Below are 13,294 nucleotides of genomic sequence, written 5' to 3' on the forward strand. Positions count from 1 at the left end.
GCCTTCTTGCGGCGCATACCCAGATAGGCACCGGATTCGAGTCCAGGAATCGCTCGCGGCTGCCTCAGCGTGTCTTGGCGGTCGCCAGCGCGCGCGAAAAGGCGGTGGCAAAACTCTCGCGGGAATCGGGGTCCAGGAACGATCCGATCGGCACGTTCTGGCCTTCACCTTGCACCGTCATGCCTGTGATGCCGATCTCGGCGTGACGGGCCACCGAAAACCGCGCCCAGAACGGATTGAAGCGATGCGCTTCCGATTTCCCCGAGGGGGCTGTCTTGCGGATGTCGAGGCTGGTGCGCGAGACCGAGACTTCTTCGCGTGCGCGAGCGGCACGATAGTTGATGCGAAAGGCGATGTAGACGGCGGCCACGTCGAGGCCGAAGAAGCCGAACACCGGCCAGGCGCCGCGCGACAGGAAAAACGCGCCTGTCACCAGCCAGCCGAACAGCAGCGCGCCCATCAGGACGAAGAAGCCTGTCCGGCCCAGAGACCGGTGCGGGGTCAGTAGCGCCTGAAAGAATGGCTCGTCGGCCTGAAACGAGGCGTTTGTGTCGCTCATGAGGGGATATTATAGGAGGGAAATGGCAAGCCCCAAGTCCAAAGATTCTTCCCTGTCCAAAAAAGAGCTGTTGCCCGCACGACGCGATGGTTCGAACGCAAAGCCGCGCCCGCGGCCGGTGCGACGCGCGTTACGCTACAGCCCGGCCGAAGTTAACGAGATATTCCGGCGCTTTTCCGTCCAGCGGCCTGAGCCGAAAGGCGAACTCGAACATGTCAACGCCTTCACGCTGCTGGTCGCGGTGGTGCTGTCGGCGCAAGCGACGGATGTAGGCGTCAACAAGGCGACGCGGGCGCTGTTCAGGGCCGCCGATACGCCGCACAAGATGCTGGCGCTGGGGGAAGCAAGGGTCGGCGAATATATCCGCACCATCGGGCTGTGGCGCAACAAGGCGAAGAATGTGATTGCGCTGTCGCAGGCGCTGATCCGCGACCATGGCGGCGAGGTACCCGATAATCGTGATGAATTGGTCAAGCTGCCCGGGGTCGGGCGCAAGACCGCCAATGTCGTGCTCAACATGGCCTTCGGCCAGCACACGATGGCGGTCGACACGCACATTCTGCGCATCGGCAACCGGCTCGGGCTGGCGCCCGGCAAGACGCCGGAACAGGTCGAGCAGGGATTGTTGAAGATCATTCCGGACGAATATATGCGCCATGCACATCACTGGCTGATCCTGCATGGCCGCTACGTCTGCAAGGCGCGCAAGCCGGATTGCCCGGCCTGTGTCATCGCCGACATCTGCAAGGCCGAGGTCAAGACGACCGATGTGCCGGCACCGCTGGTGCCGATCGCACCGCTCGACCCGGTCGAAGAGGTTCAGGACCGAGGCGGAACGGCGGCGTAATTCAACTCTCCTCCACAAACACCTCTTCGCGCTTTTTCTTGACCGCCGGCAGGAAGACGACGGCGAGCACGGCGAGCGCTATGAGCAGCAGGCCGGCGCTGATCGGTCTGGTCACGAAGGTGCTCGGGTCGCCGCGCGAGAGGATCATGGCGCGGCGCAGGTTTTCCTCGAGCAGCGGGCCGAGCACGAAGCCGAGCAGCAGCGGTGCCGGTTCGCAGCGCAGCTTGGTCAGGAGGTAGCCGAGGAAGCCGAAAAAGGCGACGGCGTGGAGGTCGTAGACGTTGCTGTTGACGCTGTAGACGCCGATCGAGCAGAACGCCATGATGATCGGGAAAAGCACGTAATAGGGGATCGTCAGCAGCTTCACCCAAAGCCCGATCAGCGGCAGGTTGAGGATGATCAGCATCAGATTGCCGATCCACATCGAGGCGATGATGCCCCAGAACAGCGCCGGCTGTTCGGTCGCGACATTGGGGCCGGGCACGATGCCCTGGATGATCATGGCGCCGATCATCAGAGCCATGACCGGGTTGGCCGGAATGCCCAGCGTCAGCATCGGGATGAAGGAAGTCTGCGCACCGGCATTGTTGGCCGATTCCGGTCCGGCGACGCCTTCGATGGCGCCCTTGCCGAACTCCTTCGGGTTTTTCGAGACGCGTTTTTCGACCGTGTAGGAGGCAAAGGCTGCCAGGATCGCGCCGCCTCCCGGCAGGATGCCGAGCGCCGAACCGATGATCGTTCCGCGCACGATGGGCGCTGCCATGCGCCGAAAGTCCTCGCGGGTCGGCATAAGGCCGGTGACCTTGCGGATCATCACGGAGCGCTCATCCTCGTTTTCGAGGTTGCGCAGGATCTCGGCGATGCCAAAGACGCCGACCGCCACCGCAACGAAATTCAACCCGTCGGCATATTCCCGGATTCCAAGCGTGAAGCGCGGCGTGCCGGTGTAAATGTCGGTGCCGACAATGCCGAGCAGCAGGCCGAGCACGACCATGGCCAGCGCCTTGACGATCGATCCGTGGGCGAGCGCGACGGACGAAACCAAGCCGACGATCATCAGCGAAAAATACTCGGCCGCGCCGAATTTCAGCGCGATCGCCGTCAGCGGCGGGGCAAAGATGGCGACGAGGAACGTCGACACGGTTCCGGCAAAGAACGAGCCGATGGCCGCGATCGCGAGGGCCGCCCCGGCGCGGCCGTTCCTAGCCATCTGGTAGCCGTCGATCGCGGTGACGGCGGACGAGGATTCGCCGGGCATGTTGATGAGAATGGCGGTAGTCGAGCCGCCATATTGCGCACCGTAATAGATGCCGGCGAGCATGATGAGGGAGGAAACCGGGTCGCCGATCTGGAAGGTGATGGGCAAAAGCATGGCGATGGTCGCGGTGGCGCCGATGCCGGGCAGGACGCCGATCAGCGTGCCGAGAAGGACGCCGATCAGGCAGAAACCGAGGTTGGTCAGCGACGTCGCCGTCGAAAAGCCGAGCGCAAGGTTGTCGAGCAGATCCATGCTCATCGCCTTACGATACCAACCACGGGGCCAGCCACGGGCCGAAGCGGCGGAACGGCAGGCCGAGCGCGTAGCTGAAGACAAGGAATGCAAACAATGTCAGGCCGGCCGACAGCACGAGCGCGGTCAACGGCTTCATGCGGCGGCTGGCAAACGACGCGATCAGCGCCGTCAGGAAGATCGACGGGATGAATCCGAGGCCGCGCACCGTCAGGCCGAAGAAGATCGGAGCAGGCAGGATGAGCAGCATGCCGCGCCACGCAATATGCCCGACCGCTTCGCCCTCGACGCGTACAGCCTGGACGAGAATGACGGCGCCAAGCAGGACCAGCACGATCGCCAGGACCAGCGGAAAATAGCCTGGCCCCATGCGCAACGCTGTGCCGATTTCGAGGCCGACCGATTGCAGCGCGAACCATGCGCCGAAGCCGATGAACAGGGCGGCGCACAGGCCGTTGGCCCTGTCGATCGCGAAAGGTTTCATGGTGGTTCTCCCAAGCCCGAGTGGGTAGCGGATGCCGAGCGAACAGGGGCGCCGGTGGCGCCCCTGTTCAAACCTCAGTCGGCATACTGGCCGGCGGCTTCGATGATCGGCTTCCAGCGCGCGATCTCACTTTCCAGCTTGGCCTTCAGTGCGGCGGGCGTCGCATCGGCCTCGGGCGATGGCTTGGTGCCGAGTTCGGCGAAGCGAGCCGCGACGTTCTGGTCCTTCAGCGCGACCTGAAGCGATTTCGACAGGCGTTCGGTGATCCCGGCCGGTGTGCCCTTGGGTGCATAGAGACCGTGCCAGATGCCGACCTGCACTTCGGGAAGGCCGCCTTCCACCGTCGTCGGCACGTCTTTCAGCACATCGAGGCGCTCCGGCGAGGTGACGGCATAGGCCTTGATGGTGCCGCCCTGGATCTGCTTGGTGGTGTTGGTCGTCTGGTCGCACATGATGTCGACCTGACCGCCGAGGAGATCGGTCATGGCCGGGCCGGTGCCCTTGTAGGGCACGGTGACCAGCGGCGTCTTGATGGCGCTCATGAACAGCATGCCGCACAGATGCGAGGCCGCACCGATGCCGGCATTGGCGACGGTTATGGAATCCTTGTTGGCCTTGGCGTACTCCACCAATCCCTTGAGATCGGCCGGCTCCAGGTCCTTGCGGCCGACGATGGTCATCGGCACCTCGGTGACGAGGCCGACATATTCGAAGGCGTTCAGCGTGTCGTAGGCGAGCTTTCTGTACAGCGTCGCACTTGTCGCCATGCCGATATGATGGAGCAGCAGCGTATAGCCGTCAGGCTCGGCGTTGGCGACGCGGCCGGCACCCAGCGTGCCGCCGGCGCCGCCGACATTCTCGACGATGACCTGCTGGCCGAGATCCTTCGACATCGCTTCGGCGACGAGGCGCGTGACCGTGTCGGTCGGCCCGCCGGCCGCAAACGGCACCACAACGGTGATGGTGCGTTCAGGATAGGTCTGCGCGCTGGCCGCGAACCCATAAAGCGTGACGGCCGCGGCAGCAGCCAGAGTGGCGACAAATCTTCTCATCGTGATCTCCTCCCGGGATATGAATCTCCAACGCCGCGCGGAACTCCTCTCAACACCGGCTGCGCATGAAGCAACAACTAGGGCAAGCTAGCAAATAGCAACTGGGCGGCAAACTGCCGATATCCGCAAACATCCGCACTCGATGGGTGGATAATGTCGGAGGGTGATCGCCACCCTAGTAGCCGTAGCCGCGCGCCATCGCCGCGGCGAAGACCGGGATGAGCAGGAAGATGAAAGCTTCGGCGCGGATATAGGTCTTCACGGACGCAAGTTCGGTCGCCGGCACCTGGAACGAGGCATTGCCGCTCGCCTGCCTGTTCCAGGATATGAAGCGGACGGTCGGGATGATCGACAGCAGGCCGACAGCGCCGAACGCCGCTATCTTGGCCCAGAACACCCAGTTGTAGACGTAGAATTCCCAGCCCTTGAGGCCATAGAAGACGCGGCCGATGCCGACGACGATGATCAGCGCGGCGATGACGCCGTAATGGCGGTCGATGCCGGCGAGCCTCTTGAGCGTCGCAGCACCCAGATCGCCGCGGATCAGGACGAATTCGGCGCCGATGATCCCCGCCAGCGAAAACACCAGCAGATGATGGAAGATCGCAAGCACAAGATCGGTGGTATCCATGCTCTTTTCCCTGGGTTTGACGCCACCAATGCGCGCCTGAAAAAAGGTCGCGCTGGCGGGTGTTGAATCAGCCTGCGGTGAAAAATAACATCGTCGCGCAAAATTCCCATAGCGGCGCCTGGATGATGGGCCGTGTTGCCCTGGCCCCTTGCGCAGCACCGGCGATTTGCTAAGCGCTGGCGATCCGTGCGAGGCAGATCCCATGAACAATCCGCAAGCGACCAGTGCTCCTGTCATCGAAACGAAGCGAACCATCCTGCGGGCACACCGCCTGGATGATTTCGACACCTATGCCGCGATGTGGACCGATCCCCTCGTCACCCGCTTCATCGGCGGCAAGCCGCGCACGCGCGAAGAAAGCTGGATGCGCTTCCTGCGTCACGCCGGCCTGTGGTCGTTGCTTGGCTATGGCTTCTGGGCGATCGAGGAGAAGGCGACCGGGCGCTTCATCGGCGAGGCCGGGTTTCACGATCTGAAGCGCGACATGGAACCATCGATCGAAGGCATTCCCGAGGCCGGGTGGGCGCTGGTTCCGGCCGTGCACGGGGCGGGCTTCGCCACCGAGGTGGTTGGCCGCGTCCTGGCATGGGGCGAAGTGATTTTCGGGCGCGAGAAGACCGTCTGTATCATCGATCCGGAAAATGGCGCTTCGCTGAGGGTGGCTGCCAAGTGCGGTTACCGGGAAGTGGTAAAGACCACCTATCACGACGCTCCGACCATCCTGCTGGCGCGGTGACCTGAGCGGCGCGGCTGACCGCTGCGGGCGCCGGCATGATGGCACCTGTCGCCAGCAACGATGACGAAACGGGCCGCGCCAAGAACCGCCGTGTGGTTCTGGTCAAGTTGAACTGGGCGAGCCTTCCAATCAGGCCGCATTCTACGGCAGGGCGTCCGCTGCCAGGCTTGCCTGCTCGAGCATGGAGGCGTCCTCGCCGAAGGCGCGGGTGGCGCGGGCCGCTGCCTCGAGCAGCGGACGCTTCATGCGCTGCAGAAAGGCCGCGTCGACGCGCGTGCTTGGTCCAGCCAGGGTCAAGGCGCCGAGCAGGACGCCCCCTGGCCCGAATACCGGCGCCGACACGCCCCCGGTCTCGGGGTCGCGGTCGCCGACGGCGAGACAGTTGCAGGTCTTGCGGATGGTCTCGTAGGGTTCGCCCTGCTGGCCCGAAAACGCTGCGAGCACGCGGCCGCCCGAGCCGAGCAGCAAAGGCAATACGTCGCCTTCGCGTATCGTGTAGCGGATCGGGTGCTTGGATTCGACGCGGTAAAGACAGGTGCGGACATCGCCCGAGCGAACGTAGAAGGCAACGCTTTCCCAGCTTCGCTCGGAAAGATCGCGCATGATCGGCAGCAGGATGTCGACCGCCACGACCGAACGCTGGTAGAGCGCACCGAGCCGAAACGTCGCGGGTCCGACGCGGTAGCGCCCATTGTCGAGGCGCTCGAGCAATCGCCCGCGCAAAAGGGAATTCGCAAGCCGCAGGATGGTGCTCTTGTAGAGGCCGGTGCGCGCCGCGATTTCGGCCAGGCTGAGCGACCGGTCCTCCGTGCTGAAGGCATCGAGGATGGCAATCGCCCGATCGAGTGCTGCAACACCTTCGGCGCGGTCGATTTCCGCATCTGCCGATTTGCTTGGCGAGTCCATGGCGGTTCCAGTTTGAAGAAAGCCGAGTGACGCGACTGTGTCGCGCCGCCAAATCGTTCTGTCCAGCAGAATATCGTTTCCGTTGACAGAACTCCGTAACATCTGCTTGAAATCGATGACGGGTCTGGATGCAGGCGCGTTTTGGCGGGCACCGGAGGAGGTGTCGTGATTTGGAGGAATCCCATGCTGGACAGACGCAGATTTTTGATGAGCACCGCAGCCGTGGGTGCCGGGCTGATGACGTCGCATCTTTCTCCCGCTTTGGCCGAAGGCGCGCCCCAGATACAGCTCTTCGTGCCTGCCGCACCGGGTGGCGGCTGGGACCAGACGGCGCGCACGATCGACCAGGTGCTGCGCAGTGAAAAGCTCATCTCGGGTTCGCAGATCACCAATGTCGGCGGCGCCGGCGGGACTGTCGGGCTGCCGCAATTCATCAGCCAGTGGAACGGCAAAGGCAATTCCCTGATGGTTGCCGGCATGGTCATGGTTGGCGCCATCATTGCCAACAAGGCCGCCAACAATCTGACGCAGGTCACCCCGATCGCCCGCCTTACCGGCGAGTTCGAGGCCTTGGTCGTGCCGGCGGAGTCGCCGTTCAAGACGGCCGCTGATTTCGTCGCCGCGCTCAAGGCCGATCCGACAAAGGTTCCTGTCGCCGGCGGCTCCGCAGGCGGTTCCGATCACATCCTGTTCGGCCTGATTGCCAAGACCGTCGGCGTGCCGGCGACAAACCTGTCCTACGTGCCGTTCGCCGGCGGCGGTGAGGCGTTGTCGGCGCTGCTCGGCAACCAGGTCGCGGCCGGCATCTCCGGCTTTGGCGAGTTCTCCGAGCAGGTCAAGGCGGGCGCGCTGCGGCTGCTCGCCATCTCGGCAGACAAGCGCCAGGACGGCATCGATGCGCCGACGCTGAAGGAGGCCGGCATCGATGTCGAACTGTTCAACTGGCGCGGCGTCTTCGCACCGCCGGGTATTTCCGACGCCGACAAGGCAGCGATGATCACCCTGATCGAGACCATGGCCAAGAGCGACGCGTGGGCGACCGAATGCAAGAACCGCAACTGGACGCCGATCCTGCTCACCGGCGACGACTATGCGAAGTTCGTCACCGAGGATTCAGCCCGCATCGAGGCGATCCTGAAGGATCTCGGGCTCGCCTGATCCATCGTCATAGGGGCGGCGCAGGTCGCCCCTTCTCGCATGAAATGCAAGCCGGCATGACCCTGCGGTGGGGAGCAAGCATGCGGCGCCGGGCATTTTCGCCAACCATACTTGGCCAGCTCTCCTGGGGAGGACAATCATGAGCACCAGCGACCAGCAGCCGGCGCCGTCGCGGCTTGCCGTGCCGGAATTGTTGATAGGCATCGGGCTCCTGGCCTGCGCCGGCGCCGTTGCCTGGCAGACGCTGGCGATCCCGGTGTCGCCGCTCTACTCCAAGGTCGGCCCGACCGTCTTTCCCTACCTTACCATGGTTGGCCTGGTGGTACTTTCGCTGTTGCTCATCCTTGCCGCGCTTCGCGGCGGCTGGCAGCCGGAGGAGGAAAAGGAGACGCCGACCGACTGGAAGGCAATGGGCTTCGTCGTCATCGGCCTGATCGCCAATCTGCTGCTCATCCAACCGCTCGGCTTCACGGCGGCATCCGTCATCATGTTCGTGCTCGTCTGCTACGGCTTCGGCAGCAAGCGTACGCTGCGGGACGTCGTGCTCGGCCTTATCCTGGCGCTGGCCGCCTATTTCGGCTTCGCCAGGGCGCTCGGCGTCAACATCGGTGCCGGTTTCATCGAGAACCAGCTGAACGCGGTCATCGATGCGTTCATCACCATGTTGAGGGGCTGACGCCATGGAAACGCTCGGACATCTCGCACACGGCTTCTCGGTCGCCTTCACCCCGGTCAACCTTCTGTGGTGCCTGCTCGGCACCACGCTTGGCACCGCCATCGGTGTGCTGCCCGGTCTTGGGCCGGCGCTGACCATCGCGCTGCTTTTGCCGATCACCTATCAGGTGGCGCCGGAGGCATCCTTCATCCTGTTTGCCGGCATCTATTACGGCGCCATGTACGGCGGCTCGACGACGTCGATCCTGCTCAACACGCCCGGCGAAAGCGCCACCATCGTCACCGCGCTGGAAGGCAACAGGATGGCGCGTTCCGGCCGCGGCGGTGCAGCCCTCGCCACTTCGGCGATCGGCTCATTCGTAGCCGGCACGATCGGCACGATGGGCGTCGCTTTCCTGGCGCCGGTGGTGGTCAAATTCGCGCTGGCCTTCGGTCCGGCCGAATATTTCTCGCTGATGGTGCTGGCCTTCATCACCGTCTCGGCGGTGCTCGGCTCGTCTTCCGTTCGCGGCCTGACCAGCCTGTTCGCAGGCTTCGTCATCGGCATGATCGGCGTCGACCTGCAGACCGGCCAGCCGCGCTTCACCTTCGGCATGACCGAACTGCTCGACGGCGTCGACGTCATCATCGCCGCCGTTGGCCTGTTTGCCGTCGGCGAGACGCTGTACATGGCCTCGCGCCGCTATGCCGGCAAGGACGAGATCGTGCCGCTGAAGGGCTCGCTCTACATGACGGCGGCCGAGTGGGGGCGTTCGTGGAAACCCTGGCTACGCGGCGCCGCGATCGGCTTCCCGATCGGCGCCATGCCGGCCGGCGGCGCCGAAATCCCGACTTTCCTGTCCTATGCCATCGAAAAGAAGCTGTCGAAGCACAAGCAGGAGTTCGGCACGGTCGGGGCCATCGAAGGCGTTGCCGGCCCCGAGGCCGCCAACAATGCGTCCGCAGCCGGCGTGCTGGTGCCGATGCTGACGCTTGGCCTGCCGACCTCGGCGACGGCGGCGATCATGCTGTCGGCGTTCCAGAGCTACGGCATCAATCCCGGACCACTGCTTTTGACGACCCAGGGCGACCTCGTCTGGGGGCTGATCGCCAGCCTGTTCATCGCCAACGTCATCCTGGTCATCCTCAACCTGCCGCTGATCGGGCTGTGGGTGCGGCTGCTGAAAATCCCGGCGCCGCAGCTCTATGCCGGCATCCTGGTGTTCGCCACGGTCGGCACCTATGGCATTTCGCAATCGCCCATCGACCTCGTCATCCTCTATCTGCTGGGGGCCGCCGGTTTCCTGATGCGGCGGTTCGATTTTCCGACCGCGCCTGTCATCATCGGCATGATCCTTGGGCCGCTCGCCGAAACCCAGTTCCGCCGGGCGATGACCATCTCGAATGGCGACTGGTCCGTGTTCTACACCCACAAACTGTCGCTGACACTGCTGACGCTCGCCTTCATCGGCCTCGCCGGCCCGCATATCTGGGCCTTCATCGAGCATCGTCGTCGGCGCGGACCGGAGCATGTGCCCGGCGATGCCTGATCGATCCATGATGCCATGACAGAACTGCTTTCCGGTATTCGCGTCCTCGACCTGACCAATGTCCTGGCCGGTCCCTACTGTGCCTATCAGCTGGCGCTGCTGGGCGCCGACGTGATCAAGGTCGAGGCGCCGCAAGGCGGCGACCTCGCCCGCCAGCTCGGCGGCTCGCCGAAGCTGAACAGCGCCGGCATGGGCGCCTCGTTCCTGGCTCAGAACGCCGGCAAACGGTCGGTTGTGCTCGACCTCAAGAAGCAAGCCGATCGCGAGCGCTTTTTCGATCTGGTGGCCAGCGCCGACGCACTGGTGGAGAATTTCCGCCCCGGCGTGATGGATCGGCTGGGGCTTGGCTACGAGGCACTGAAGACGGTCCGTCCGGGCCTCGTCTATTGCGCGATATCGGGTTTCGGCCAGACCGGGCCAATGCGCGATAATCCCGCCTATGACCAGATCATCCAGGGCCTGTCTGGGATCATGAGCATCACCGGCACACCGGAAACGGCGCCGCTGCGGGTCGGCTATCCCGTCGCCGATACGCTTGGCGGACTGGTCGGCGCGTTCGCCATCGCCTCGGCGCTGGTGCGGCAGAAGACGAGCGGCGAGGGTGCCTTTCTCGACGTTTCGATGCTCGAATGCACACTTTCCGCACTTGGCTGGCCGGTTTCCAACTATCTGACCGCAGGTATCGACCCCATGCCGATGGGCAACGAGAACATGACGGCGGCACCCTCCGGTGCGTTTCGCACCGGCGACGGGCTCATCAACATCGCCGCTAACAAGCAGGAGCAGTTCGTGGCGCTGTGCCGGCTGATCGGCCGGCCGGAATTGGCTTCCGATGTCCGCTATGCAGAGCGCGAGACGCGCAAGCGCAACCGTGCGGCGCTTAAAGTCGAGATCGAGGACGCCCTGGCGGGCGCCTCGGCGGCGGCCTGGGAAGAGACGCTCAATCGCGCCGGCGTGCCTGCCGGCAGGGTGCTGACGATCCCGCAAGTGCTGGCCGAGCCCCAAGTCCTCGAGCGCCAGGTGACCGCGCATTTCGACGATGTGGCTGGCATGGACAAGCCGCTGACCGTTTTGCGCGGCGGCTTCATGGTCGATGGCGAGGCGCCCTTGCCGACAAAGCCGCCGCCGGCGCTCGGCGAACATATGGGTGAGGTGTTCGCCGACCTGCCGCCCCACGCCAGGACAAAGGCACGCGCATGAGCGGCACGGAGAAGAAGACGGGCCGTGAGCGCGGCGAGGAATGGTGGCAGACCGATATCATCGAGATGCGGCCTGGTGTCATCCGGCTGCGCGGCTACGAGATCCAGGATCTGATCGGCCGCGTCAGCTTTCCGGCTGTCATCTGGCTGATGCTGCGCGGCGAACTGCCCAGCGAGGACCAGGCAGAATTGCTCGGCATTGCCTTGGCTGCCGCCGTCGACCATGGACCTCAGGCGCCATCGATCGCCATCGCGCGCATGGCTGCAACCTGCGGCGTCGGTTTCAACAGCGCCATGGCCTCGGCCATCAACGTTCTCGGCGACGTGCATGGAGGCGCCGGCGAGCAGGCGCTTTCCTTCTATGGTGACATTGCCGTGGCGATCGATGCCGGGATGACGCTGAATGAGGCGGTCTCGGCGCGGCTCGACCGGTTCTTCGCCGAGGAGAATGGCTATGTGCCGGGGCTCGGGCATCGCTTCCATCCCGTCGACCCGCGCGCGCCGCGCTTGCTGGAACTGACCCGCGAATTTGCCGCACGCGGTGCCGTCAATGGGCGTTTCGCCGATATCGCCGAAGCGGTCGAGGCGGATGTCGAACGCCGCAAGGGGAAAAAAATACCCCTCAACATCGATGGCGCCACCGCCGTCATCTATGGCGAACTCGGTTTTCCGCCGCCGCTGACGCGAGGGCTTTTCGTGCTGTCACGCTCGGTCGGCATCCTGGCGCATGCCTGGGAGCAGTCGCAGCAGGCCGAGCGAAACAAGGGGCCGCTGCCGCGCGAGTGGCTGTGGGCCTATACCGGCACGCCGGTGCGGCCGTTTCCCGAAAGCGATGACCCCGGCGAGTGAGGCTCTACGCCTGGTCCACCTGCACAGGGATCTTCAGCGTCTTCACCAACGTTGAAAGATCCGGCTCGTCGATGAGCATGGCCGCATCGGCTGGCGCCAGCCAGGCCCGCTGGCGTCGTTTGGCTTCCTGCCAGTCGGCCAGTTCCTCGCTCACCTCGAGCAGGTAGACGATGACGTCGACGCGGACAAAGCGATTGGCCAGCCGCTTCCAGTAGGAATAGGTGCCCGCCGGCTGCTTCAGCGTCTTGCCGAGCACGCCGGCTTCCTCCTGCGCCTCGATGGTGGCCGCCTTGCGTCCGCTCTTGCCCTTCATCGGCCAGCCCTTGGGGACGATGAAGCGCCTGGTGGTACGCGACGTGACCAGCATCACCTCGATATCGCCACGCGCGGTCAGCCGGAAGGGAATAGCCGCCACCTGGCGGATTCTCTCGCCCTTCTTTGCCTTGCGTACGGCCTTTTTCTTGGTGGCTGCCATTCGTCAATCCAGTCGATGCAATGCCGCATAGCGCGACAAGGCGTCGTTGCAAAACCAAAACTTTCGCATGTGCCAACGACACTGGAAATACATAAGTCGGCTAAATAAACGAAAAAGGCCTTGATGTCAGCGGCAATTGCTCACGGCGGTGGTGCCGATTATCTGGGTCTGGCAGCTTGGCTTGAGCTGCTGCACGACCGGTGGCGGTTGCTGAAAGATCTGGCGGTCCTGGGCGCGATTCTGCTGCTGTTGCTGTTGATATTGCTGCCGCTGTATCCTGTTTTGCAGGATTTGCAGGTCGTTCTGCCGGATCAGCGCATTGTTGCCGGTAGCGGGATTGAGCGCTTGCGCGGAAGCCGGCAGGCAAACGCCCGCCAGCACTGCCGTGGCCAGCATTGCCACTGTGAAGATCGTTGATGGCCGAAGTGCCGACATCCGTTCATTCCCGCGCAAAAACTCTGTCCTTTGATATAGGGCGTTTGCGCGTCGATGCCATGGCCAGCGGGTCGAGTATCACGAAATCGGGCGGTCCAATCGCTTTGTTCTGCGATTTCGGCCGCGAAACGGCAGATAGTCATCATATGATGACTATGAAACGTCGGTTGCTTTGGTCAGTGTTCCCCACGTAAATTTTTGGTTTCATCCGGCATAAGTTAATGTATTCTAATTGAGTCAGAGCTCCGC

15 protein-coding genes are annotated in these 13,294 nt (G+C 63.8%); 7 read left to right on the plus strand and 8 right to left on the minus strand.

From position 1 onward, the window contains the following. Window positions 1-64: 64 nt before the first annotated feature. Complete coding sequence (locus tag AC0L2D_RS09890; protein ID WP_013529603.1) at window positions 65-559, minus strand: DUF2244 domain-containing protein; 495 nt, start codon at window positions 557-559, stop codon at window positions 65-67. Window positions 560-581: 22 nt separating this feature from the next. On the opposite strand from AC0L2D_RS09890, the gene nth reads away from it, so the two are divergent. Continuing rightward, complete coding sequence (gene nth, locus AC0L2D_RS09895; protein WP_473540922.1) at window positions 582-1,406, plus strand: endonuclease III; 825 nt, start codon at window positions 582-584, stop codon at window positions 1,404-1,406. A 1-nt stretch (window position 1,407) separates the two neighbouring features. Here the strand turns inward: nth and AC0L2D_RS09900 are convergent, their stop codons facing one another. The 4 genes from AC0L2D_RS09900 to AC0L2D_RS09915 form a co-directional block, all read right to left on the minus strand. Continuing rightward, a complete protein-coding gene (locus AC0L2D_RS09900; protein ID WP_473540923.1) occupies window positions 1,408-2,916 on the minus strand; it encodes a tripartite tricarboxylate transporter permease in 1,509 nt (502 codons plus the stop codon). A gap of 10 nt (window positions 2,917-2,926) precedes the next feature. Beyond that, a complete protein-coding gene (locus tag AC0L2D_RS09905; RefSeq protein ID WP_473540925.1) occupies window positions 2,927-3,400 on the minus strand; it encodes a tripartite tricarboxylate transporter TctB family protein in 474 nt (157 codons plus the stop codon). Between the two features lie 74 nt (window positions 3,401-3,474). After that, entirely contained in the window at window positions 3,475-4,452 is a 978-nt protein-coding gene (locus tag AC0L2D_RS09910; protein ID WP_013529607.1) for a tripartite tricarboxylate transporter substrate-binding protein, read from the minus strand. Window positions 4,453-4,627: 175 nt separating this feature from the next. Next, window positions 4,628-5,083, minus strand: coding sequence for a DUF2214 family protein (locus AC0L2D_RS09915; protein WP_024502811.1), 456 nt, complete (start codon window positions 5,081-5,083; stop codon window positions 4,628-4,630). Window positions 5,084-5,285: 202 nt separating this feature from the next. On the opposite strand from AC0L2D_RS09915, the gene AC0L2D_RS09920 reads away from it, so the two are divergent. Continuing rightward, window positions 5,286-5,819, plus strand: coding sequence for a GNAT family N-acetyltransferase (locus AC0L2D_RS09920; protein ID WP_063173086.1), 534 nt, complete (start codon window positions 5,286-5,288; stop codon window positions 5,817-5,819). A gap of 141 nt (window positions 5,820-5,960) precedes the next feature. Here AC0L2D_RS09920 and AC0L2D_RS09925 read toward each other — a convergent pair whose 3' ends face one another. After that, window positions 5,961-6,725, minus strand: a complete 765-nt coding sequence (locus tag AC0L2D_RS09925) for an IclR family transcriptional regulator (protein WP_013529610.1) — start codon at window positions 6,723-6,725, stop codon at window positions 5,961-5,963. A 183-nt stretch (window positions 6,726-6,908) separates the two neighbouring features. On the opposite strand from AC0L2D_RS09925, the gene AC0L2D_RS09930 reads away from it, so the two are divergent. The 5 genes from AC0L2D_RS09930 to AC0L2D_RS09950 all read left to right on the plus strand — a co-directional run bounded on the left by AC0L2D_RS09930 (window position 6,909) and on the right by AC0L2D_RS09950 (window position 12,135). Next, window positions 6,909-7,883 carry a Bug family tripartite tricarboxylate transporter substrate binding protein gene (locus tag AC0L2D_RS09930; RefSeq protein ID WP_013529611.1) on the plus strand — a complete coding sequence of 325 codons (975 nt, stop codon included), beginning with the start codon at window positions 6,909-6,911 and terminating at the stop codon, window positions 7,881-7,883. A 139-nt stretch (window positions 7,884-8,022) separates the two neighbouring features. Then, complete coding sequence (locus tag AC0L2D_RS09935) at window positions 8,023-8,559, plus strand: tripartite tricarboxylate transporter TctB family protein (RefSeq protein ID WP_064995576.1); 537 nt, start codon at window positions 8,023-8,025, stop codon at window positions 8,557-8,559. A 4-nt stretch (window positions 8,560-8,563) separates the two neighbouring features. Then, on the plus strand, window positions 8,564-10,087 hold the full coding sequence (locus AC0L2D_RS09940; RefSeq protein WP_013529613.1) for a tripartite tricarboxylate transporter permease: 1,524 nt from the start codon (window positions 8,564-8,566) through the stop codon (window positions 10,085-10,087). Window positions 10,088-10,102: 15 nt separating this feature from the next. Further along, the gene (locus tag AC0L2D_RS09945) at window positions 10,103-11,287 is read left to right on the plus strand and encodes a CaiB/BaiF CoA transferase family protein (protein WP_224621328.1); all 1,185 of its coding nucleotides are present in this window, start codon (window positions 10,103-10,105) and stop codon (window positions 11,285-11,287) included. Next, on the plus strand, window positions 11,284-12,135 hold the full coding sequence (locus AC0L2D_RS09950) for a citryl-CoA lyase (protein ID WP_473540927.1): 852 nt from the start codon (window positions 11,284-11,286) through the stop codon (window positions 12,133-12,135). Before AC0L2D_RS09945 ends, AC0L2D_RS09950 begins: the two co-directional genes overlap by 4 nt. Before the next feature lie 4 nt (window positions 12,136-12,139). Here the strand turns inward: AC0L2D_RS09950 and AC0L2D_RS09955 are convergent, their stop codons facing one another. Further along, the gene (locus tag AC0L2D_RS09955; RefSeq protein WP_013529616.1) at window positions 12,140-12,610 is read right to left on the minus strand and encodes an NUDIX hydrolase; all 471 of its coding nucleotides are present in this window, start codon (window positions 12,608-12,610) and stop codon (window positions 12,140-12,142) included. A 126-nt stretch (window positions 12,611-12,736) separates the two neighbouring features. Then, entirely contained in the window at window positions 12,737-13,045 is a 309-nt protein-coding gene (locus AC0L2D_RS09960) for a hypothetical protein (RefSeq protein ID WP_013529617.1), read from the minus strand. Window positions 13,046-13,294 lie beyond the last annotated feature (249 nt).

Source organism: Mesorhizobium sp. WSM4833, assembly GCF_055811095.1.